Source organism: Methanomassiliicoccales archaeon (assembly GCA_013415695.1).
GTDB lineage: Archaea > Thermoplasmatota > Thermoplasmata > Methanomassiliicoccales > JAAEEP01 > JAAEEP01.
On sequence record JAAEEP010000003.1, the window covers coordinates 93,942 to 116,658 of the forward strand.

General features: G+C 49.4%; 25 protein-coding genes and 1 tRNA gene. 14 read left to right on the plus strand and 12 right to left on the minus strand.

What is annotated here, in order from left to right; genetic code table 11:
* Positions 1-156: 156 nt before the first annotated feature.
* Positions 157-1,320 carry a homoaconitate hydratase gene (aksA, locus tag GKC03_02280; protein NYT11362.1) on the plus strand — a complete coding sequence of 388 codons (1,164 nt, stop codon included), beginning with the start codon at positions 157-159 and terminating at the stop codon, positions 1,318-1,320.
* Here aksA and GKC03_02285 read toward each other — a convergent pair whose 3' ends face one another.
* Both GKC03_02285 and GKC03_02290 read right to left on the minus strand, forming a co-directional pair.
* Positions 1,321-2,097, minus strand: coding sequence for a dihydroorotate dehydrogenase electron transfer subunit (locus tag GKC03_02285; protein ID NYT11363.1), 777 nt, complete (start codon positions 2,095-2,097; stop codon positions 1,321-1,323).
* Complete coding sequence (locus GKC03_02290) at positions 2,090-2,998, minus strand: dihydroorotate dehydrogenase (GenBank protein NYT11364.1); 909 nt, start codon at positions 2,996-2,998, stop codon at positions 2,090-2,092. The genes GKC03_02285 and GKC03_02290 overlap by 8 nt, the downstream gene beginning before the upstream one ends.
* A gap of 136 nt (positions 2,999-3,134) precedes the next feature.
* On the opposite strand from GKC03_02290, the gene GKC03_02295 reads away from it, so the two are divergent.
* Positions 3,135-4,340 (plus strand): aminotransferase class V-fold PLP-dependent enzyme, encoded by a 1,206-nt coding sequence (locus GKC03_02295; protein ID NYT11365.1) that lies wholly within the window; start codon positions 3,135-3,137, stop codon positions 4,338-4,340.
* Here the strand turns inward: GKC03_02295 and GKC03_02300 are convergent.
* The 5 genes from GKC03_02300 to GKC03_02320 all read right to left on the minus strand — a co-directional run bounded on the left by GKC03_02300 (position 4,289) and on the right by GKC03_02320 (position 6,880).
* On the minus strand, positions 4,289-4,750 hold the full coding sequence (locus GKC03_02300; GenBank protein NYT11366.1) for a hypothetical protein: 462 nt from the start codon (positions 4,748-4,750) through the stop codon (positions 4,289-4,291). The two genes, GKC03_02295 and GKC03_02300, sit on opposite strands and share 52 nt — an antisense overlap.
* Positions 4,747-5,226 (minus strand): hypothetical protein, encoded by a 480-nt coding sequence (locus GKC03_02305; GenBank protein NYT11367.1) that lies wholly within the window; start codon positions 5,224-5,226, stop codon positions 4,747-4,749. Before GKC03_02305 ends, GKC03_02300 begins: the two co-directional genes overlap by 4 nt.
* A complete protein-coding gene (locus GKC03_02310; GenBank protein ID NYT11368.1) occupies positions 5,223-5,702 on the minus strand; it encodes a carboxypeptidase regulatory-like domain-containing protein in 480 nt (159 codons plus the stop codon). Before GKC03_02310 ends, GKC03_02305 begins: the two co-directional genes overlap by 4 nt.
* Positions 5,703-5,798: 96 nt before the next feature.
* The gene (thpR, locus tag GKC03_02315; GenBank protein ID NYT11369.1) at positions 5,799-6,353 is read right to left on the minus strand and encodes an RNA 2',3'-cyclic phosphodiesterase; all 555 of its coding nucleotides are present in this window, start codon (positions 6,351-6,353) and stop codon (positions 5,799-5,801) included.
* Positions 6,350-6,880: an Appr-1-p processing protein gene (locus GKC03_02320; GenBank protein ID NYT11370.1), complete on the minus strand. Its 531-nt coding sequence runs from the start codon at positions 6,878-6,880 to the stop codon at positions 6,350-6,352. The genes thpR and GKC03_02320 overlap by 4 nt, the downstream gene beginning before the upstream one ends.
* Before the next feature lie 80 nt (positions 6,881-6,960).
* On the opposite strand from GKC03_02320, the gene GKC03_02325 reads away from it, so the two are divergent.
* The gene (locus GKC03_02325; protein NYT11371.1) at positions 6,961-7,908 is read left to right on the plus strand and encodes an NAD(P)/FAD-dependent oxidoreductase; all 948 of its coding nucleotides are present in this window, start codon (positions 6,961-6,963) and stop codon (positions 7,906-7,908) included.
* Here the strand turns inward: GKC03_02325 and GKC03_02330 are convergent.
* Entirely contained in the window at positions 7,900-8,643 is a 744-nt protein-coding gene (locus GKC03_02330) for a PrsW family intramembrane metalloprotease (GenBank protein NYT11372.1), read from the minus strand. The two genes, GKC03_02325 and GKC03_02330, sit on opposite strands and share 9 nt — an antisense overlap.
* Before the next feature lie 157 nt (positions 8,644-8,800).
* Complete coding sequence (locus GKC03_02335; protein ID NYT11373.1) at positions 8,801-8,971, minus strand: 4Fe-4S dicluster domain-containing protein; 171 nt, start codon at positions 8,969-8,971, stop codon at positions 8,801-8,803.
* Between the two features lie 98 nt (positions 8,972-9,069).
* On the opposite strand from GKC03_02335, the gene GKC03_02340 reads away from it, so the two are divergent.
* The 6 genes from GKC03_02340 to GKC03_02365 all read left to right on the plus strand — a co-directional run bounded on the left by GKC03_02340 (position 9,070) and on the right by GKC03_02365 (position 17,120).
* Positions 9,070-10,143, plus strand: a complete 1,074-nt coding sequence (locus GKC03_02340) for an amidohydrolase family protein (GenBank protein ID NYT11374.1) — start codon at positions 9,070-9,072, stop codon at positions 10,141-10,143.
* Positions 10,140-10,583: a universal stress protein gene (locus GKC03_02345; GenBank protein NYT11375.1), complete on the plus strand. Its 444-nt coding sequence runs from the start codon at positions 10,140-10,142 to the stop codon at positions 10,581-10,583. Before GKC03_02340 ends, GKC03_02345 begins: the two co-directional genes overlap by 4 nt.
* Positions 10,584-11,432, plus strand: a complete 849-nt coding sequence (locus GKC03_02350; GenBank protein ID NYT11376.1) for a CBS domain-containing protein — start codon at positions 10,584-10,586, stop codon at positions 11,430-11,432.
* Between the two features lie 2 nt (positions 11,433-11,434).
* Positions 11,435-13,141 (plus strand): glycine--tRNA ligase, encoded by a 1,707-nt coding sequence (gene glyS, locus GKC03_02355; GenBank protein NYT11377.1) that lies wholly within the window; start codon positions 11,435-11,437, stop codon positions 13,139-13,141.
* A gap of 134 nt (positions 13,142-13,275) precedes the next feature.
* Positions 13,276-14,454, plus strand: a complete 1,179-nt coding sequence (locus GKC03_02360) for a CBS domain-containing protein (protein ID NYT11378.1) — start codon at positions 13,276-13,278, stop codon at positions 14,452-14,454.
* 44 nt (positions 14,455-14,498) lie between these two features.
* Positions 14,499-17,120, plus strand: a complete 2,622-nt coding sequence (locus GKC03_02365; protein NYT11379.1) for a valine--tRNA ligase — start codon at positions 14,499-14,501, stop codon at positions 17,118-17,120.
* A gap of 19 nt (positions 17,121-17,139) precedes the next feature.
* Here the strand turns inward: GKC03_02365 and GKC03_02370 are convergent, their stop codons facing one another.
* Complete coding sequence (locus GKC03_02370) at positions 17,140-18,543, minus strand: DEAD/DEAH box helicase (protein NYT11380.1); 1,404 nt, start codon at positions 18,541-18,543, stop codon at positions 17,140-17,142.
* A 140-nt stretch (positions 18,544-18,683) separates the two neighbouring features.
* Between GKC03_02370 and GKC03_02375 the strand changes: the two genes are divergently transcribed.
* Both GKC03_02375 and GKC03_02380 read left to right on the plus strand, forming a co-directional pair.
* Positions 18,684-18,757 (plus strand) — tRNA-Gly (locus GKC03_02375).
* 180 nt (positions 18,758-18,937) lie between these two features.
* A complete protein-coding gene (locus GKC03_02380; protein ID NYT11381.1) occupies positions 18,938-19,447 on the plus strand; it encodes an isoprenylcysteine carboxylmethyltransferase family protein in 510 nt (169 codons plus the stop codon).
* A gap of 412 nt (positions 19,448-19,859) precedes the next feature.
* Here GKC03_02380 and GKC03_02385 read toward each other — a convergent pair whose 3' ends face one another.
* Positions 19,860-20,015: a DNA-directed RNA polymerase gene (locus GKC03_02385; protein NYT11382.1), complete on the minus strand. Its 156-nt coding sequence runs from the start codon at positions 20,013-20,015 to the stop codon at positions 19,860-19,862.
* Positions 20,016-20,358: 343 nt separating this feature from the next.
* On the opposite strand from GKC03_02385, the gene GKC03_02390 reads away from it, so the two are divergent.
* Positions 20,359-20,628, plus strand: a complete 270-nt coding sequence (locus GKC03_02390; GenBank protein ID NYT11383.1) for a hypothetical protein — start codon at positions 20,359-20,361, stop codon at positions 20,626-20,628.
* A gap of 193 nt (positions 20,629-20,821) precedes the next feature.
* The gene (locus GKC03_02395; GenBank protein NYT11384.1) at positions 20,822-21,313 is read left to right on the plus strand and encodes a DNA-3-methyladenine glycosylase I; all 492 of its coding nucleotides are present in this window, start codon (positions 20,822-20,824) and stop codon (positions 21,311-21,313) included.
* A 243-nt stretch (positions 21,314-21,556) separates the two neighbouring features.
* Here the strand turns inward: GKC03_02395 and GKC03_02400 are convergent, their stop codons facing one another.
* The gene (locus tag GKC03_02400) at positions 21,557-21,790 is read right to left on the minus strand and encodes a hypothetical protein (protein NYT11385.1); all 234 of its coding nucleotides are present in this window, start codon (positions 21,788-21,790) and stop codon (positions 21,557-21,559) included.
* A gap of 167 nt (positions 21,791-21,957) precedes the next feature.
* Between GKC03_02400 and GKC03_02405 the strand changes: the two genes are divergently transcribed.
* A complete protein-coding gene (locus GKC03_02405; GenBank protein NYT11386.1) occupies positions 21,958-22,695 on the plus strand; it encodes a hypothetical protein in 738 nt (245 codons plus the stop codon).
* Positions 22,696-22,717: the final 22 nt, after the last annotated feature.

Genomic DNA, 22,717 nt, shown 5'->3' on the forward strand with positions numbered 1-22,717 from the left:
ATTTTCGTCAATGCGTGACATCAGTGGTTCATCGAGCATGCACTTGAGGCAATCGGTCAATTATTGGCTGTTCTTCTAGATTTCGGCTTGAGTTCATTGATTGTCGAAGTGTATGGTCGAAAGCTTAAAGAAAAGGCCAAAACGTTTTGGTGGAGTATGGAACCCAGCGCTCTTAGTCCTTTCAACCCTTCTCTCGAATTATCCAAGATTGTCGTCTACGACTCCACCTTAAGGGATGGTGAGCAGATGCCAGGAGTGGCTTTCAACCTGGAACAGAAGGTTGCTATCGCTACCTTTCTAGACGAGATACGGGTACCTCAAATCGAGGCTGGATTCCCGGCAGTTTCCGAAAATGAGTTCGATTCCATCAGGGAGATCACATCCATGGGATTGAACGCCGAGATATTGGCTCTGTCTAGGCTTGTGAAGAAGGATATAGACGCCGCTGTAGAAAGTGGAGTTGACATGGCCCTACTGTTCATTGCGACCTCGGACATCCACCTGAAGTACAAGCTCAAGAAGCCGAGAGAGTGCATTGTGCAGATGGCTGTCGATGCTATTGAATACTGTAAGGATAGAGGAATAAGGGCTAGCCTGAGCTCTGAGGACTCAACTCGGACCGATCTGGACTTTCTTCTGGAGCTGTTCAAGGCATCTGAGGAGGCAGGAGCTGAAAGGCTTGGTCTCACAGATACGGTTGGCTGCGCTGCACCCGAGGCTATCACCACCATTGTCTCTAAGGTCGTCAATAAGACAAACACCCCCGTTTCGCTTCATCTTCACAACGATTACGGTCTAGCCCTGGCAAATGCAATCGCAGGTGTGAAGAGCGGGGCCAAGGCCATAACTACCACCGTGAACGGCGTCGGGGAGAGGGGCGGTAATGTCCCGCTCGAGCAGTTCGTCGTCTCCATGAAGTATCTATACGGGTCGGATCTGGGAATTGATACCACCAGACTCAAGGATCTCTCTGAAATGGTCACCAATTTCACAGGCAATCCCATGCCTCGGAACCAACCACTTGTAGGGGAAAATGCCTTCGCTCATGAATCCGGAATTCATGTAGCTGCGGTTCTCAACTGCCCATTCACTTACGAGTCCATCCCACCGGAGGCGGTCGGCAATCACAGGCAGCTCAGGATGGGCAAGCACAGTGGTATCACCTACATCAAGAAAAGGATCGATGAGCTTGGATACAAGACCTCGGAAGAGCACATCTGCGAGATCCTTCTTAGGGTCAAGATAAAAGGGGAGGAGAATGGGATCGTGGACGACAACGAGTTCCGTCGAATCGTGGAAAAGGTTCTCTCATCCAATTGATCAAAGCCTTGTCTTCCTGCCGGACTGATCTCTCTTGTACTTACCGAACTCAGAACATTTTGTTAATTCACTTCCCCAGAAAACCGGCCCATCGGCACATACCCTTATGCCGTTGATTGCACAGGATCCGCAAAGGCCCACGCCACATTTGATGAATCTCTCCAGGGAGAGCTGCGATTCCACCCCGGCCTTCATGCATACTTTGTGAAGTGCGTCCAACATCAACTCAGGGCCACACCCCAGGAGCATCTGATATTCGCCACTCTCCAACATGGGCTTGATCATATCGACGACCGTCCCATGGAACCCTTTCGAACCATCATCGGTTGAAACGATGACCTCACGACAATTGCCAATGGCCCGGTCCTCGAATAGGAGTTCTGATTTTGTCGGGGCTCCGATGGCAACATCCACCAATCTCCGGTCCTTGAAGGAGGTAACTGCAGGCATTATTGCTGCCATGCCCACTCCCCCGCCGACACAAAGTGTTCTCTCCTCAGATATTGCGAAGCCCTGTCCGAAAGGGCCCCTTACACCAATTTGATCTCCTACCTTAAGGGAACAGAGGGCCTTGGTGGCCTCTCCCACCTTTTTGACCGTGACCCCTTTCATCCTTCCAAGATATGAGAGCGACATGGGGATCTCATCTATTCCGGGGATCCACATCATTATATATTGACCTGGAAGGAAATGACCATCATACCTGAACCTGAGGGTAATGATATCCTCGGTCTCCTTCACGACCTCTTCGATGATTACCACTGATCTTTCACTCATGGGCTATCCCCACCATCGATTCGATGCTATTGAAACCTGAGATGTTCATGTAATTCTCTATGCCTCCCAGAATCTCCCTGAAGGAGTCCAGACCCTTCCTGCCCAGGACGCTTCCTACTTGAATTGCCGTGGCTCCAGCCATGATGTACTCGAGGGCATCCCTCCAATTCTCGATACCCCCCACCCCAATCAATGGGATATCCAGCGCCTCGTACAGCTCGTAGACGCATCTGACCCCTATAGGTCGGATGGCGGGTCCAGAGAGCCCTCCGGTAATGTTGGATAGAACTGGCCTTTTCATCTCCACGTTGATGAACATTGCCTTCACTGTATTTATTGCGACGACAGCATCTCCCCCACCCTCCTGAACTGCCTTCCCGACATCCACCAGTTTCTCGGTGTTGGGAGTGACCTTGGCAAAGACTGGAATGTTGATTGACCCCTTGACCGCGGTAACTATGGATCTGACTGTCTCTGGATCGGTCCCCAGTTCCATACCGTAGCCTTCAGCATGGGGGCAGCTCAAATTGAGCTCTACAGCATATGCTCCGTAATCCTCCATTCGACCTGCCAGTTCTGCGAAACCATCTTCGTCGGAAGCGAAGATACTTCCGACAATCGGGATATTAGCCGTGGAAGCTATGCTCATTTCATCTCCAAAGGCTTCGATGCCGGGATTGGGCAGACCCATACAGTTGAGGTAGCCAAAGGGCAGCTCCACCAATGTTGGGTTCGAATATCCAAACCTGGGCTCGATGCCGATGGATTTGGTGACCAGAGCCCCTGCTCCCCACTCGGCCATCTTCACCAATGAGGGTCCTGTCTCCCCCATTATGCCCGAGGCAAGCATCGTAGGATTGTCCAGATCCATTCCTGCTATCCTCACTGAAAGCGATGACATCTAAATTCCAGATATTGTCTCAGAAGATAAGAAGATTGTCAAGAGGAAACCATGTTGAATATCGAATCCCGATTTCCCTAACCTTGGTACCTCCCGAAATGAGAATATAGTACATAGGGATTCATTGACGACACCCATGGATGTTGCACGAATCAGGAAAGACTTCCCGTTCTACGACAAGTATGGAAGCGAGCTCATCTATTTCGATAGCGCATGCCAGACACTTCGTCCCGATCAAGTCATAGATGCTATCAACGAATACTACATAGAGTATCCAGCATGCGGAGGTCGAAGTGTTCATCGACTCGCCACACAAGTGACCCTGAGAATGGACGAATCCCGAGAGGCTCTTTCCGATTTTCTTAATGCATCACCGGACGAGATTGCTTTCACCAAGAATGCCACAGAATCGATCAACATTGTCGCTAATGGATATCCATTCAAGAAGGGGGAGAAGATACTCACAACCGACATCGAACACAACAGCAACCACCTTCCGTGGCTAAGAGTTGCAAGGGACAAGGGCACAGATAGGGTCTTCGTTCCTACAATAGATGGAATATTTGATATTGAGGTTTTCAAGGAGAAGATGTCGAGGGAGGTCAAGATGGTCAGTCTTGTCCACACCAGCAACGTGACTGGAACAACAATTCCCGCTAAAGAAGTGATAGAAATTGCTCACGACAACGGGGCCTTGGTAATGCTTGATGGTTCACAAGCCGCCCCTCACCATGTAATTGATGTTCGTGATCTGGACGTGGATTTCTACGCACTGTCACTCCATAAAATGCTAGGTCCGTCTGGGGTTGGAGCCCTTTATGCTAAGGAGGATATCCAAAAGGAGCTAGAACCTCTTATACTGGGCGGAGGAGGGGTCAGCCTTTCATCCTACGAGGGAATGGACCTGCTTCCACCTCCCGAGAAGTTCGAGGCGGGGCTCATGAACTATGCTGGGATAATAGGATCAGGGCCAGCCATCCGGTATCTTCTGAAAATCGGTATGGAGGAGATCGACGAGCACTTGACCACTTTGAACAAGGAACTTTCGAAGAGAGTGATCGATCTGCCCGAAATAGACGTTGTGGGACCGCGGGACCCCGAACTGAGGGGGGGAATCCTATCCTTCAACGTCAGAGGAATGAAATCTCATGATGTGGCGACCATATTCGATGAGATGGGCGGTATTCTACTAAGATCGGGGATGCATTGTGCCCATCCCTTTTTCCACTCCAGGAGGATCGAAGGATCGGTAAGAGCCTCTTTGTACATATACAACTCAATAGAGGAATGTCAGCGATTCGTGAATGTTCTAAAGGAGATCATTGAGCTTTTCGCTAGGTGAACTGTCAAACATGGATAGTTCTCAGAACCACTCCTCTCTATCAGAATGATGCTCTGATGATTCAAGCAGATCCAGAAATCCTTCTTAAGTTCACCTTCTGCAGAAACAAGTAAGGTCGGTATTTGATACGAACAAGAAAATGAGATATCCTCTCTTGATAATCTGAAGGACCCATTTTCAAACTCGAGGGCCTCTCCCTCGCAAATCATTCCCTCAAGAGACACTGCAAGGTTTGACCCTATAGGCAAATCGGAAATATCGTCGAGAACCTTCAAAATGTTCTCCATTTCGGCTTCCATATCCCTTATCTGACAATCCCTGTCTATCGCATCGAAGGAGATCACAAGAACGCCAATTAGGGCAAGACCGAAAAATACTGTCCAAAGCTTGGATAACACGAACTCGATCATGATAAAGGCCTCGCTTCTATCCATGACCCTGTCTCGTCCTGAAGGCACTCGAGGATCAGTTTCGCACCGGGTGCTGTTATGATGATTGCGTCACCTTCTGCGGATGTGATGTCTATGGGAAGATCTTCAATGAATTTCGTTCCACTTACATCTCCAACATGATACCTCAAACTCCTTGCTTGAGCGGAACCACACTTGCCCCCGATCTCGATCATGACGTTTTGAGCCTCAGAACCTGTAGGCAGATGCAGATCGACCGTCCTCTTACTACCTGGACCTCCTAGAAATACGGAGATTGCTGCCGATTCTAGCCTTTCCATCTCAGCCTCTATGGCTTCCGAGAAGAGGGCGCATGTGTAATGGTGGTAGGTATTGATGAAAATGGGAAAGGAAATCGAAATGAGAAGGAGGACTATCATCAACCTGAGGGGAAGGCCCTCAAGCGCTCTACTGTCCTCATGCATTCTCTTCATCATTCGCATATCACTGGCACCTGCAGCCCACCTTCAGACCCGTACCCGCTCTTTGTGACGGTCACTGTAACGAATCCCAAAGGGCCTCCCGCCAGAGAGACTTCGAGCTCGCTCAAAGTCAGCTGTCCTGAAGAATCGGTCATCCCGTGAACGGTTCCATCATTCAGTTGGTAGGAGATACCGGCACCCTCCAGTAGAACCGTTGCTCCCTGGATCCCGTTGCCTTCACGGTCCAGAACCGTGACCTGGATAGTGATATCCTTCGCCTGGAATATTCCGTCTCCATCTGTATCGGTGAGAATGATCTCCCCAGGATATGCGTGAACGCTTCCTATGGAGGATGGAGGCTGAAGGCCCGACATCCAACCCAGAATGACCGTGGTGCCGACTCCGGCTATAACTACCATGATCATCAGCTGGAGGGGCAGACCCTCTATGCCGGCCTTCCAATCCTTCTTGAAGGTCTTTATTTTCCTCATCATCTTATCCCTGTGATGAGGAATCTCAGCACCTTTTATGAACAGGACTTTTACAGTTAATATTCATCAACCAATGATCCCTAGAAAGGGGATCGATCAGAGTAGCCCAACCTCTTCAACCGTGAAATAGGTGGGACCTTTCGGCCCTAGCACGCTCTTCTTAAGTCTGATCCTATCGACAACCTGACTCCCAAAATCAGTATTCCCCCAACGTTCCATTATCTCCTGGACCCTATCCATTCCCTGAGGGGTTTTGGCTCGGGCTACAGTCAGATGAGGTCTGAATTTGCGCTTCTCCATCTCGAAACCGAGGGGTGATAAGCCCTCATCGAGTCTCTCGGCGACGCTCTCGAGCGGTCCAGGGTCAGGTATGCCTACCCAAACCACCCGTATCCTGTTCTTGTTGGGAAAAGCGCCAATATCGTGCAACTTCATTTCAAATCTACTTACATCATGGACCGAGTCCCTGATAACTCTGGATATATCCTCGACCAATGGTTCCTCCACATCCCCCAGGAACTTCAAGGTGATGTGCATTATATCTGGATTGACAACCTTCAGTGCTGCTCCACTCTGTTTCAGCTCCCTGCAGAGTTCACGAAGTGATTGTCCAGCATCGATATCGATTGATATGAAGGCCCTGAAACTCAATCCCCTCCCCCCAATTCAAAAAGAACATTCCTGAACATTGATTCGTTCCGCTCATCAAAGAGAACGAAACGTACCAGTGTCAAATCTGTGTGTCCGCGCACATATTCGATGACAGTCCCCAACATGGCTTTAACGGCAGCTTTTAAAGGAAATCCTCCAACTCCCGTTCCAAGAGCTGGAAATGAAATGATTGATAAATTCTTCTCGACTGCCCTTATCAGATTTGTTTCCGTCCCTAAGGAGACCTTTTCCTCGTCTGTCTTGAGGTCTTCTCCCATGACAGCCGCGTGAATGATCAGCCTCCTGGGTGTACCTACATCCGTTACCATGATGTCGCTCATCTCCAAAGGGCTCTTGGAAATCGCGTCCCGCTCTATGTCTTCGCCACCCTTCACCTTAATGGCTCCGGCAACTCCTGATCTCATCCGTAAGTGGGTGTTGGCCGCATTGACAATGGCCTCGGTATCCTGCTCCGTTATGTTGCCACCAACAACCTCGATCAGGACCCCATCGATTTCCCTTCGCATGCAATTTCATTTGTTTGTAGATATGTAATATTTTCCAGTGACAGCAAGGTTTATGGGTAATCAGCTGAATAAAACGACCAATGAGCCTTGACCTGGTGATCATCGGTGCAGGACCCGCCGGTCTTACCGCCGGTGTCTATTGCAGATCGAGGAAGCTCACCACACTTATACTTGATGCTGGAGAAGCGGGGGGGCAACTTACCAGCCTATACCCTGACAAGGGCATAGCAAACTATCCCGGTTTCGTGATGACCCAGGCAAAGAAGCTGGCGGAAAGGATGATAGCGCATGCCCAGCACATGGGCTGTGAGATGCACGAGAATGAGAAAGTAGTGGACATCGTAGACAGCGAAGGGCAGCTTCTAGTGAGAAGTGATAAGAAGGATTATCCCTGCAAGGCGGTGATCATTGCAGCAGGCATCGGGCTTTTCAAGCCGAAGAAGCTGGGCATTCAAGGTGAGAAGGAATTCTACGGAAAGGGAATCACCTACAAGATTCCTGAAAAGGACACCTTGATCGACAAGAAGGTATTGTTCGTCGGTGGGGGTAACAGTGCTCTTGAGATGGCCTTGATCGCCTCGCAGGTAGCCGAGACATACGTACTCCACAGGAGGGATGAATTCCGGGCTGACGAGGGCATCGTGGAGCAGGTCGAGAACTCCAGCATTCAGACCATTATGAGCGGACAGATTGAGGACATCCGGGGCAACGAAGTGGTCGAGGAAGTGGTTATCAAAGTTGCGGACATGGAGGAAAACTTGATCCTGAAGATCGATCTTGTGGTCATCAATATCGGATTCACACCAGAGCTCGAAGAATTGAAAAGGTGGAATGTCGAACTTAAAGGCACTCAGATTGTGGTGGACCCCGATATGCGAACTTCCAGGCCAGGTGTTTTTGCTTGCGGTGACATCGTCACCTATCCTGGAAAGTACAAACAGATCGTAACTGGATGTGGAGAGGCCGCTACCGCTGCCAACAGCGCCTACAAGTTCATTAAGAATCCATACTGGGCCAGATCAGGATAAGGCACTGATCCTTCTCCTTGTCCATGAGACCGAAGCTATGACTAGAATGAAAGCGAAGATCAACCCGATCAACGCTGCCGTCTCGCCAAGCGTGCCCTTGAACAGTTCTCCAAAGGATGCGAATAGATTGAACGATGCGTGCATGAGCACCGCCAATAGGTAGTAAGGTAGCCATGAACCACCTCCCAAGGAGGATTTCGCAATTCCGTAGCCCGAAACCGAGGTCGCCGAAGCGTGCATCAGTGCCGAGGAGAATGTTCTTACCACGGCAATTGCGATGAAAGCAGAAACCCCTCCCTCCATTAGAGCCCCTCCCTCGTACAGGAGATTCTCGGTGGCGGCAAATCCCAATCCCGCGGCTGCTCCCAACACAAGACCGCTTCTTGGCGTTCCTAGAGCCCGCGTCATGCTCTTTGAGACTCCCAGTGCCTTTGCCGCCTCCTCCACGATAGGGGCCACAACGATGACCATAACGAAGGTGAAGGCCGTAGGATCCAAGGCGAATATATCGTATTCTCGCACGACAGGACTGGAGAGAAGGCCCATGGCGACCATCTCGAGTACAAGGGCGATGATGATGGCGCCAATGGCACCGAAGAGATAGGACAAGATGACAACAGACCAAGGCTCTCTTATCCTCTTTCCAGTGGCCCTGAACCACGCCATGAATGCAATGGTGGGAATGAATGCCACCAATATCAGCAAGGTCACAGTCCACAGTACCTCTAGGTCCATCCATGAACCGATAGGACAACCCCTTTTTAACCCATGGTTCACAATTACGAAAAAGAGAAAAATTCCTCTCGAGGAATCAAAGGTAAAAAATCAAATATCCCTAAGGGAAAGTGGTTTGGGTCGAATCCTTCACAAAGTTTGGCGAAGGTGATTGTTTTCAGTCGACCTCAATGGCGTCGTTGGGACACTCATCGACACAGGTGGCGCAATCGGTGCACTCGTCGGCATCCACCACAGCGATGTCATCTACGGTGATAGCACCGACGGGGCAGGCGTCCTCGCAAGCTCCACAACCGACACACTCATCCTCATTGATCTTGGCAACCATGTTAACACCTTGTCCCGCCGAATTGAATGGCCGTATATAATCGTTTCCGAACGAACACCTATCAGGTTAAATATATTATATCTGCAATTCCACCGTCGATGGAATACGTGGCTGGGGCAATCCTCACACCCGAAGGATTCGTGGAAGGATATGTGGGATTCGAGGACAATCTTATCGTTGAGGTCGAGAGAGGAGAACCTCCAACCCACATAGCCAAGGGGATCGTGACCCCCACGCTCATCAATTCCCATACTCATGTGGCCGATCTACGTGTCCCGGTTGACCTGTCCTTGTCCTTGGAGGAACTAGTAGCCCCTCCAGACGGGCTAAAGCACAGAATGCTTAGCTCAATGAGCAAGGTAGAGTTGCGCGATGTCTTCCGGGAGGCGTCGGAGTTCATGTTCCAAAGGGGCGTTTCCACCTTCGCTGATTTCAGAGAATCGGGCATTGAAGGGTCGCGCCTCCTTTACCAGAGCGATTGCGGAGGGGCTCTCCCAGTGATAATGGGGAGACCTATGGACCTCAAATTCGACAGGGAGGAGATGATTTCCCTGTTATCGGTAGTGAACGGAGTGGGCATTTCAAGCATCTCCGATTGGAACTACTCAGAACTGATGGAGGTCGCGGAACTCACCCATCAAAAGGGAAAGATGTTCGCCCTTCACGCCAGCGAGAGGTTACGCGAGGACATCGACCTGATATTGGACCTTAAGCCGGACTACTTAGTGCATATGACGATGGCCACAGATTCAGACCTGGAGATCTGCTCCGACCATGGATTGCCAGTGGTGGTCTGCCCGCGCTCCAACCTCTTCTATGGAAGGAAGCCTCCTCTCGCAAGGATGCTCGATGCAGGTGTCACCATCGCCCTGGGTACAGACAATGCCATGATCTCCTTGCCAGACATGCTGACGGAGATGGAGTTCGCGGGCAGAATTCTCAGACAACAGGGTTTCAATAGAGTTGACCCAGTTCTTCATATGGCCCTATGCAATGGCCGAAAGATTTTAAACCTGAATGAGACAATAGGTATCCAGCCCGGGTCGCCCTGCGACCTATTGGTAGTTGGACCTAGGAGGGGGGAAGCTGTGACTGATTTCGTACTCCGCTCGGGATCGGCGAATCCACTCCTGGTGATTAAGGGCAAGACAACAAGGAGGGAACCAAGGTGAGCCTGTTCAATAGAATACTGATACCAACTGACGGAAGCGAGTATACGAAAGCAGCCATCGAGAAGGGCATCCACCTAGCAAAGCTAAGTAATGCCAAGGTCACCGCCATATACGTGGTCGACCAGACATCGTTCGTGAACTTCCCGATGGATTCCACCATTGTCAATGTCTACTCCCTCTTGGAGAAAGAAGGTAATGATGCCCTTGAATATGTCAATGAGAGGGGGAAAGAGCTAGGCGTAGAGGTCACCACCAAGATAGAGGAGGGCTCACCCGTGAAGAAGATCGTGGAAGCGTCCAAGAACCACGATCTGATCGTTATGGGCACGCTGGGAAGAACAGGTGTGTCCAAGTTGTTGCTGGGAAGTGTGGCCGAGCGTGTGTTGAGACATGCCTACTGTCCAGTTCTCGTGGTTCGGGCGTCCTCGGAGGAATCTTAAATGGTCCTCATCGAAGAAGTAATGACCACAAACCCCATCGTCGCCCAGATTCCAGGCAGCAGGACCGAGGTCCTCAAGATAATGGTCAAACACAATCTTACCGGCCTGCCTGTAGTCAAGAGGAGTGACGGTTCCCTTGCAGGGATGATAACCAGACAGAACATATTCGAAAAGCCAGATGAAGATCAGCTAGCTCTGATCATGAATAAGAATCCAGAGATCATCACACCCAAGGATACCGTAAATCAGGCGGCGAAGATTTTCCTTGAGGGGCGTGTTAAGCACCTTCCCGTGGTCGAGGGTGATAAGCTCGTGGGAATAATCACCCCCACGAACCTGCTAGAAGTAGTGGAGAAAGTTGGGACTGAAGCGACGGTTGAGAGCGTGATCTCGTCTCCCTGCATACCAATATACCAGGATGCTCCTTTGGCCGTGGCGTTGGTCACTTTCAAGGTGAGCAAAGCCAGTGCACTGCCTGTGTTAGATGACGGAGGACGGCTGGCTGGTATACTTACTGATAGGGACATCTTCAACAAGTCCCACATAAACGGATCGGTCGCCATCTCTGACCTTGGTATCGGGCAGGACGAGGATGATTGGTCCTGGGAGGGTCTCCGAAACGTCATGAAGCTGTGGTACGAGGTCTCCAAAATCGAGATCCCCGGGCTACCAGTGAAGGAAATCATGGTTCCCTGCCCTACGACAGTGTTCAAGAAGACCACCGTCTCGGAGGCAGCCAGGATAATGAGGAAGAACGATTTCGGTCAACTGCCCGTCCGAGATTCGAAAGATAGATTACTCGCTATGATATACGACATTGATGTAGTCTCCATTCTAGCAGAGGAATGAAAATGGTTGATGCTTCGGACGTTCTTTCGCTTTGCAAGCGTAGAGGTTACCTGTGGCCCGCTTACGAGATCTACGGCGGAGTTGCGGGTATGTACGACTACGGCCCTCTAGGCATAGGGCTCAAGAACAACATCATAGAGGTTTGGCGCAACGCCTACACTTTGGGCGAGGGATTCATAGAAATCGATGGACCGACCATCGGACCTGAGATGGTCTTCAAGGCCTCGGGTCACGTTGACGAATTCTCTGATGCCATAGTCTCCTGCAGGGTATGCCAGGAGAGCTATAGAGCCGATCATCTGCTTACTGATTATCATCCAAATCCAGACTCGCTCTCCAAGGAGGAGATGCACTCCTTGATGATGAAGAACGAAGTGAAGTGCCCCGAGTGCGAGGGGGAGCTCACCCCTCCTGAGGAGTTCAATCTCATGTTCAGGACCACCATTGGTCCCGGTACCGGACGAGTGGGCTACCTTCGTCCAGAGACCGCTCAAGGCATCTTCGTGAACTACATTCCCTTCTACCGTTACATGAGAGAGAAGCTTCCATTCGGGGTCATACAGATCGGTAGAGGCTACCGAAACGAGATCTCCCCAAGGCAGGGAATGATCCGCCTCAGGGAGTTCAATATGATGGAGGCAGAGCTGTTCGTTGACCCAGAGGACAAGAATTGGGAAGCCTTTGAAGATGTCAAGGACGAGATGCTCAAACTTGTTCCCCAGGACGGCGAGGAGCTGGAAATGAGCCTAGATGAGGCTGTTAATAAGGGCATCATCGCCCACCAGACCATTGCCTACTTCATGTGGTTCACCTCCGAGTTCCTGAAGATGGTTGGTGTGGATCCAGAAAGGATGCGATTCAGGCAGCATCTCTCCACTGAAATGGCCCATTACGCAGCAGATTGCTGGGATGCTGAGGCCCTTCTCTCCTACGGCTGGACGGAACTGGTGGGCATTGCCGACCGTGGATGCTGGGACCTCTCTCGGCACATTGACTACTCCAAGGCGGACATGTCCGCATTCAAGCGCTTCGATGAGCCCAAGGAGATCGAAAAGGAAATCATCAAACCCAAGTTTGGACTGCTGGGTCCGGAGTTCAAGGCCAAGTCGGCCAAGATCGGCAAGGCACTGGAGGAGATGACCCCTTCCGGAGTGGAGGAGGGCATAACAGTTTCGGTCGATGGAGAGGATATCTTAATCGACCCGAAGTTCTTCGAGGTCACCACGGTGAAAGAGAAGGTCTCGGGGGAGAAGGTAATACCCCATGTGATAGAACCTTCCCACGGCCTGGACAGAATACTCTTCACGGTGATGGAACACGCCTTCACCCAGAAGGATGATGGCTATACCATTCTGAGACTCAAGCCCGAAGTGGCACCAATTAAGGTAGGTGTTTTCCCACTCATGTCAAGGGATGGCTTAGAGGAGAAAGCCATGGAGGTGGACGAAGACCTCCGTTTGAGCGGGGTTCCCACCTACTACGACGACTCGGGGTCCATTGGGCGTAGATATGCGAGAATGGACGAGATAGGGACTCCGTGGTGTATCACCGTAGACTATGAGACCCTTGAGAACGGTACTGTAACCATAAGGGACCGGGACACGGCGGAGCAGGTGAGAATCCATGCAGATGATGTGCCTGTAGTAGTTGGGGCACTAATCTACGGCCTGGAGTTCACCGATATCGGGGAGATGCTCGAGGGCGAGTAAACAATCCCCGACCAGGAGGAAAACGTATTGCGTTCAATCCTTCAAAGGGGACACCCCCTTGAAACGCTTGTGCGATTTATTCAGATTGAATCATATTTCGGTCGGGATCTGCCCGACCGTAGGGAGTGATTGGAATGGGTGTTGAAGAACTGGAAGGTATCAAGAAGAGAGAGATTCTCAGGTCCAAGATCGATTCGAAGAGCCTGAGTGGCATGATGAGCGAGGAGTTCGACACCGTGAATGTGGAAACTCCGCTCTACGATATCCTGGCGAAGATGAAATCCCAGGATCTGCACGAGATCCCCGTACTCGATGGAAATGGAATGGCTGGGATCGTGAGCTTCGGTACCCTTCTTAGAAGGAAGACCGTGGCCGTGACCACAAAGGCACGATCGGTCATGGAGTCCCCACCAGAGGTAGGAACCGACACGCCTCTGACGGAGGTGGCGGAGAATATGGTCTCGACTGGCTACAGGCAGATGCCCGTAGTGAAGGGACACAAGATCGCTGGGATAATATCCAGGACGGATATAATCAAGATCATCCCCCAGATCAAGGACCTCAGAAACCTCGTCGTGGCTGATATCATGACCGAGGATGTCAGGACCATCAAAGAGAATGATGCGGTCAGAGATGCAGTGGAGCTCATGCGCAATCTCGATATTCGAACCCTTCCTGTTGTTGACGATGATGGAAGACTCACGGCAATTGTGGGCGTTAAGGATATCGTCCGCTACAATTGGAGAGAGAAGCAGAAGCAGACGGTCGGGGAGATCACCGGGAATAGTTCGCCGGTGGAGATTAAGGTCGAGTCCCTTTCGGTAAACTCACCCACCACCGTATCACCAGACACCACGCTGGGCGAAGCGGTAAAAATCATGCTCGAAAAGAACATATCCACCCTCCCCGTGATCATGGGAAAGGACATAGTTGGAATCGTGACGAACTATGATATGGTGGAGCTTGTGGCATCATTGAGGGAAAGGGACATGGTCTACGTGCAGATAACTGGCCTAGAGGAAGAAGACCGCAGGGAACTCGAGGTGATGGAGAAAGAGATCCAGGCAGGTTTGGCCAAGATCGCTAAGGTCTCTCGCCCAATGCTATTCACCATGCATGTCTCCAAGTATCACGAGAAAGGCAACTCATCCAAGTACAGTCTCTCTGGAAGGCTGACGACCGAATACAACGTATACGTGGCAAAGGCTGTCGACTGGAACATCACCAGGGCGACCATCCAGCTGATGGAACACCTTGAACGACGGGTCATGGAGAAGAAAGAGGAGCGCCTGCACAGGCGCAAGGGGCGCTAGCCCTCAACAACCTTTTTTAATCTGGGCTCATTTCCCATCCTGCCATGACTCAGTACGATCCTGTTCCCACAGAGAGAAAGTGGCAAAAGCAGTGGAAGGAGTGGGAGCTCTACAAGTTCGACTTCGACTCCGACCGGCCGGTGTACAGCGTTGATAACCCTCCCAGATACACCTCGGGTTCGCTGCACCTTGGACATGCCACAGGCTACTCGCTCATCGATTTCGCTGCCCGTTACCGCCGGCTGAGAGGTTACAACGTGTTCTTTCCCCTATGCTTCGATGTCAACGGCACACCGACCGAAGTCAGGGTGGAGAAGAAGTACGGCATCAACAAGTTATCAGTGGGCAGGCAGGAATACATCAAACTCTGCTCTGAGTACGCCGAGAGCTTCATTGACGAGATGACCTTGCAGTTCGAGATTCTCGGGGAATCCATGGACCCAAGCATCTACTATCAGACCGACGCACCCTACTACCGCCGTATAACCCAGATATCGTTTCTGAGGCTACTGGAGAAGGGGTTGGCCTACAAAGGAACCTACCCAGTGAACTGGTGTCCCCGCTGCATGACCGCCTTGGCAGATGCCGAGGTGGAGTATACTGATAACGTGACCAAGCTCAACTTCATCAAATTCAGGGTCAAGGGAACGGACGATTACGCGGTGATCGCGACCACTAGGCCAGAGCTTATCTGTACCTGTCAAGTCGTGGCGGTCCATCCCGAGGACAGGGCACGGGGCCACCTCATAGGCAAGAAGCTTCTCACTCCCATCTATGAGAAGGAAGTCGATATAATCGCAGATCCCAAGGTCGATCCCGCTTTCGGTTCTGGAGTGGTGATGATCTGCACCATCGGTGACAAGGACGACCTGGAGTGGGTAATGAAGTACAACCTGCCACTGGAGAAGGGGATCGACGAGCAGGGCAGGATGACCGAGGTCGCCGGTAAGTACGAAGGACTTCCAGTCAAAGAGGCTAGGAAGCTCATCATAGAGGACATCGAGTCTGCCGGTCAGCTCATGAAGAAAGAAGAGCTCCAGCAGAACGTGAGCATATGCTGGAGATGCCACGAACCCATCGAGTACCTGCAGGTACCACAGTGGTTCGTGAAGATACTTGACTTCAAAGATGATGTTCTCAATAAAGCGGAAGAAATCGAGTGGTTCCCTGAGTTCATGAAGGTCCGTCTGCAGGACTGGGTTAACTCGCTGGGGTGGGACTGGGTCATCTCCAGACAAAGGTATTTCGCTACTCCCATTCCGCTATGGGAGTGCGCCGAGTGTGGACATGTGGTTCCAGCCCGTGAAGAGGATTGCTACATCGATCCCACTACTGATCCTCCCCCCTTGGAAAAATGCCCAAAATGCGATGGCGAGCTCAAGGGGTGCGAGGACGTATTCGACACCTGGATGGACTCTTCAATATCTCCACTGTTTAACACATTCTGGGAAAGGGATGCGGAGAGGTTCAACTGGCTCTATCCCATGTCACTGAGGCCTCAGTCCCATGACATCATTAGGACCTGGGCATTCTACACGATTCTAAGAGAACACCTCGCGGTAGGGAAGAAGCCCTGGGATCATATCATGATCCACGGGTTCATTATGTCGTCTGATGGCACCCCCATGCACTCATCGCTGGGAAACGTAATCGATCCCATCCCCATTCTGGAAGATTACGGGGCAGACGCACTCCGATATTACGCGAGTACCTGCTCCCTGGGAGAAGACAACGCATTCCGGGAGAAGGATGTCAAGCATGGTAAGAAGCTATTGACCAAGCTCTGGAACATTGGGAGGTTCATTAGCAACTTCGTGAAAGAGAAACCCGAACAGGGGAAGTTGAAGCTTCCGGACATGTGGATCCTTTCAAAATTCAGCAGGCTAGTCGAGTCCGTTACTTCCCACTACGACAACTACAACTTCGACAAAGCCATGAGGGAGCTTGAGGCATTTGCCTGGCATGAGCTGGCCGATCATTACCTGGAAATGGTGAAGTACCGAAATCGCGACCCGGACGATGAAGGTGTGAGGTTCACACTCTACACAACATTCCTTGGAGTGATCAAGATGATGGCCCCAGTTATCCCACATGTCACCGAGGAGATCTATCAGAGCTTCTTCCAGGAGATGGAAGGGGCGAAGAGCGTCCACGTGAGCGGTTGGCCAGAACCCATTCTCATCGACGAGGACGAGGAGGAGCGAGGTGAGTTCCTGAAAGAGGTTATCTCTGCCATCCGCAACTGGAAATCGGAGAGAGGGATGGCACTTAACGAAGAAATCGAACTGGTGGAATTGGTGGGAGAGAAAGCCTCATACCTGCTTGGAGTGGAGAGGGATATCCTTGAGACCATCAGGGCCAAGAGGCTCCAGATCACGAGCGAGATCGAACTGGAGGAGAGGATCACCAACATCAAACCCGTGCTTTCGAAACTGGGTCCAGAATTCAAGCAGGGGGCGAAGGAGATCATCTCCAAAGTTCTGCTATTCGATCCTGAGGAGATAGCCTCATCCATCGAGAAAGGGACCCTCGAGATCGAGCTATCTGATGGCACTCAGGTCAAACTAGAGGGAGAGTACTTCCAGGTGGAGAAAAGCCTTACACTCGGCGGAAAGGAGGTCGAAACTCTCCAGGTAAGAGAAATGCTGATTGCCATCCAGCTTTGAATTATTGAAGAGGATGGGGTCAATCTCTGAATGGCTGAGCCCTGATTTCCTTTCCCTTGAACTTCATCTTTCGGAGGCGCCTTATCATCTTCTCTGCGTAGTCCTTATGCACTTCGACAACGGACTCCTCCGTACCGACCTCAATGTTGCCTATTGCGATGTTGCTTACACCGCCTTCTTCCATGACGAAGTCCCCGATATCCACGAATTTCATCCCGTCCTTGGAGCCGAGGTTGATACGGAACTTAACCATCCCAAAGATGTCCGACATCTCGTCAAAGTCCCACACCCTGCGCACGAGGTCCTTGCCATTCTTCTGCGGAACATCGGTCTCAGAAATGCTGGACCTAGCGAAATCCGTTATGTTCTTTAGAAGATGCCTCTCGTCCCAGGAGACGAAGGTTATTGCCTTTCCCTCATGTCCCGCTCGTCCCGTACGGCCGATGCGGTGAACGTATACCTCTGGGTTCTCAGGAATGTCGTAATTGATCACATGAGTGACATTATCGATGTCCAGGCCTCTCGCCGCAACGTCCGATGCTACGAGAACATTGATCTTGCCGTTCTTGAAGTCCTTTAGGATCTTCTCCCTCTTTGCTTGGGTAAGATCGCCATGAAGGGGCTCCGCGGCATAGCCGTATGATTGAAGTTTCCTCACTAATATGTCGACCATCCTCTTGGTGGAGCAGAACACAATGGCCTTGGGCTTCTCCTTGTCCAGTATTCTGCATAGAGCCCAGATCTTGTTCTTTCTTCCAACACTGATGTAGGCTTGTTCTGTTGAGGGAACAGTGAGTTCGTCCTCACTTACGATAAGAGTCTTAGGATCCTCAATGTAGCTCTTAGCCAGCCTACGGACCTCGGGTGGGATAGTGGCCGAGAATAATGAGGTTCGAACTCCCTTCTTGACATGCTTCAGGATGTACTCTATGTCCTCGATGAAACCCATGTCAAGCATCCTATCCGCCTCGTCCAGGACAACGAATTGTATCTCTCCAAGTCTCAGCGTTCCCCTTCTGATGTGATCGATCAGACGACCAGGGGTTCCAACAATTATCTCCCTTCCTTGTTCTAGAGCCTGGATCTGGACGTTTATGGACTGTCCCCCATAGATTGCCAATGATCTTACCTTTGAATACTTGGCCAGGTTATCTATTTCTTCCGCAACCTGAGTCGCCAACTCCCTTGTTGGAACAATGATTAGAGCCAGAGGCTTCTTCTCAGGCTTGATTAGCTGAATAATTGGTATGCCAAAAGCAGCTGTCTTTCCAGTACCGGTCTGGGCTTGAGCCATGACATCGGTACCCCCAAGCATAAGCGGTATAGTCTCCTCTTGGACCGGTGTGGGTTCCTCGAATCCCATATCTCCAATCGCCTTGAGTATTCTGGGCTCGATCTTGAAATCCTCGAAACGTTTTCCCATGGGCTATCACTTGATTTCCAAGTCTGTATTGTCTTGTTTGTAATAACCTTTATCATAGGACGGGTTATTTACATCTGCGATGACTGGATAGCATGAAACAAAGTTTATAAGAGGTCATGCCATACAGTGAATTCAGTTAAGCGGGCGTAGTGTAGTCTGGTTATCACTTAAGCTTGCCAAGCTTAAAACTCGGGTTCAAATCCCGGCGCCCGCACTCTTTTTGTCCGGGGTTATATTCATTATGGATTTTATCATATAAACAATGTTAACATAGGTACACCCTCAGTGGATGACCGATGTTGCTAGTTAGGTGTATTATTCGCTGCGTCTAAGAAGAGTATGAGAATACCCTTCAGTGGCTTGGTATGCCATTCAACAATGGGGAACGTCCGGCATGAAAAAAAGGAAAATGCATATCTTGTCATGCGTTTGGAGTCCTTTATTGGTGGCCCAATTCGTAATCGTATTTTTTCTTGGGATATTCAATGAGGCTGAACTCGATCTAGTGATGTACGTCGGGTGGGTGATCTGGGTGATTTCCTTGATCCTTGGGTGGCTACCAATATTCATTTTGAAGAGAAGGGGTGGTGTTCCAACGGGGAAAGGATATGTCCATACGACAAGACTTGTTGACAGTGGACTTTATTCGATCGTTCGCCATCCTCAGTATACGGCGGGAATATTGCTTAGCATTTCACTGATTCTGATTTCGCAAAGCTGGTTAATTTTGGCAATTGGTGTTTTGGTGATTTTATTGCTGTATATAGATATTTTAATGACAGATAAGCACGAGCTCGAGAAATTCGGAGAAGAGTACAAGCTCTATATGAAAAGGGTTCCAAGAACGAATTTCATACTGGGGATTATTAGATTATTAAGACGAGGAAGTAACGAAGGGAAATGATAGACATTGGCTTGTATTAGTTCTCATAACTCACCTATCATCCATTTGGATCAAACCATCGATGGAGGCGGGAATCGGCCCCTCACCATCTACAAGCATACTCCCCCTGAATTTCAATATCACTCTAGCAATGATATTTTCAAATTCTTCAAGGTGAAGAATGTCTATTTGAAGATGATTCTTATTAACGGATTTCACGGAGTGAAACCTGATGATTCAATAACATTGGGTTGCTCGAACTACAGGTGTTGAAGATTGAAAAAGGAATTTGTCTCGAAGAATCGAAACCAGAGGAGAGTTGAGATTTGTAATTATTTAGGGGCTCCTCTACCTGTCGGATTGAGAAACAAAAAAAAATCAATAAAAGAATGATAAGAAAAATTGAAAAAACTACTGATATGGAGTGTAACTCTCAGTATCGGTTGCGCTTAGGTGGGCGGTGCTTCTGGTAGCAGTCGCGGCAGTAGACCGGTCGGCCCTCAGTGGGCTTGAACGGTACTTCGCACTCTTGCCCACAATCTGAGCAAGTTGTCTTGTGCATCTGTCTGGGTGCCCTGTCGTTGTACATTCTTTCTCACCTCCTTCAATTCTACCTAAATACGGATTATTCCTCTAGCTTGCCTGACTTCCTGGTGAAGGAGCTAGGACACCAGCGAATCTCCTATCTAGTTAATTCCAGTCAGACCTTATTACTATTTTAATCTATTGGAAGTAATGATACCTTACAAACTCTGATGATCAATAGGTAATGGTCAATAGATTGAAACAATCAAGTGCGAAAATTACTCTTGAGATTCATACGAAAATTGGCATTGTTTTATTGCATTTTCATATGAAGTCGTGAAGTGCATTACTCAAAAGAAGAGAAAGAATTAGTATGATTGAGTATCATTGTTTCTCGGGGTAATTTTATGACTTCTGGAAAGATTACCGACGAGGAAGCGAGATCAATAGGGGAGAAACTGGGAATCAAGTGGGACAAATTCGATGTCGATCAATTCAAGAGAGGGATGGAAGTGGAACTTGAACATGGTATCAGGGATCCCTCAACAAATGTTACCAATAATGATCTGCTAATGACTGGAAAGATCGCCTTGGCTCATCTCAACGAATTTCCGGACTACTATGATCGACTTGAGAAGATGGAAAAGGAAGCCGATGAGTTTTGGGGCAAGGACTGAATTGAACACCTCCCTATTTTCCATTTATTCGATCAATTGAAATAATAATTAATTTCAATTCTCAAGTGTCTGACCTATTGATGTTCTCTGAATGATTTGATCATTTGCCTAAAGCCTTATAAGCAGCAGGCAACTAGATTATTCATTAGTCCAATCAATTGGAAAGATTGGAAAGAATTGGAGGAATTATAATATGGAAGGGAACGAAATGCTCGAGGACGAGAGAAGGCGCCCTCCGAGCTGGATGTATCGAGAAGAAAGCCCTCCATCTGAAGATTCCTACTTCGAGAATATGGCAAGGGTGATATTTCTCGCAGGATTCTCATGGAAGGTTATCAATGATAGATGGCCCGAGTTCAGGAAGGCTTTCAATAATTTCTCGTTGAAGAAGATCGCATTGTTCGGACCCGATGATGAGAAGAGACTGCTCTCCAATCCCAAAATCATTAGGAATAAAGCCAAGATAGAGGCAACCATAGAAAATGCGAGAAGAATCATAGAGATTCAGAGAGAATATGGTTCTTTTAAGAATTATATCAATTCCCTGGATAAGAGAGATAATTACTCTGAAGCCATCAAGGATATTAGTAAGAGATTCATAAGAATGGGTCCATCTTCTTCCCGAATATTTCTCTACAGTATCGGTGAGGACATACATCGTCCCCAGGAGATGTCAAGGGATTGATCTGAATCAGTTGAGTAGATTTTTGAAACCGACCATCAACCGCATTCTTGGCTTCCAGGTATCTTTGATAGGTCAACATTTCTTCCTAGTAATTGAAGTGGGAAAGTATCTAGCATGAAGCTATCGCCACATTTAGGATAAATGATCGAAATATGTGGTTAATACTGATTGCTTGAAGTATCTCTGGATACAACCCATCATATGCAAGTCTCTAGGAAGGCCTTCTTCATTCAAAGAATGACTTCAAAATGGAGTCGCCGGAACAAAATACACTGAAAATTCCCTGTCTCCAGAGACCTCCAAGGCATTCTCCTCAACCTCGGCCAGGGTCGTTCCGGTCGCTATTATCTCGCAATCGATGACCGCTATCCACTCCTTGGAGTGCTCTTCCATAAGGACGAGTAGATTCTCCTTGAACCATTCATCGTTCCTCAGGTCCTCTTCGGATTCTACCACATCATCTTCCCATTCTGTCATGTTCACCCTACTCTCAGTAATTATTGCCTCCCAAAATATTTGAATATATAGCTATCTGGATGCCTACCCGACACGATTTTCCTATCGATCATCGTAAATTTTCTTTCAATATTGAATTCAGATTTCCTAAATAGCGTATTGACCATACTCTTGTGTCAGGGGCCTTAATGACTGCTGAAAAGAAGCACCGAGTGCCATCGGACAACGTTGAGTGGGGAGATAAGGCCAGAGATCACTGGCGGATCCTTCTCTCCGAGAACATCCATATCGTAATGGGAGAAGACGCACTCGAGGATCTCGTCCCGAATTTCGATCCTGACGAAGAGTATTCCGAGGAAGAGAATATCGAATGGACAGCGGAAGCAATGGAAAGGCTGGATGAATGCTTGGAGGAAGTTGATAGAATAGAAATACTAACGAGATGCGCGCATCAGATCCCTGATGAATTCCTTGACGATCTCCGTAGAGTGTGGAAGGAGACGGAGAGTGTTGATGACCTCCACCGTTACTGGCAACGGCGTTTTCTTGACAATCTCGAAAAATGGGCTGGTGATATTCCCAACGAGTGGAAAGAGGTCATCATCGAGAACTACTGGGGAGAGGCAGGTCGAAAAGAGGACAACGTGGTAGTTGCGACTAAGATCCCTTCCAATATGAAGGGTTACTTTGAATCAGATGATCCCAGGGAGAAAAGGTACCACTACTGTCACTGCCCAAGGATACGATCGGTTGTCTTGAGCGATGAAAATGAAATATCCCCCACTTACTGCTACTGCGGAGGGGGATTCTACAAGTCCAACTGGGAGCGAGTCATTGGAAGACCCGTTAGGGTTGAGCTCATGGAATCGGTCCTCAGAGGGGATGACGTGTGTAAATTCCGAATAATCCTACCTGAGGGCCTCTGATTCTTCTTCGATGGAAAGAATG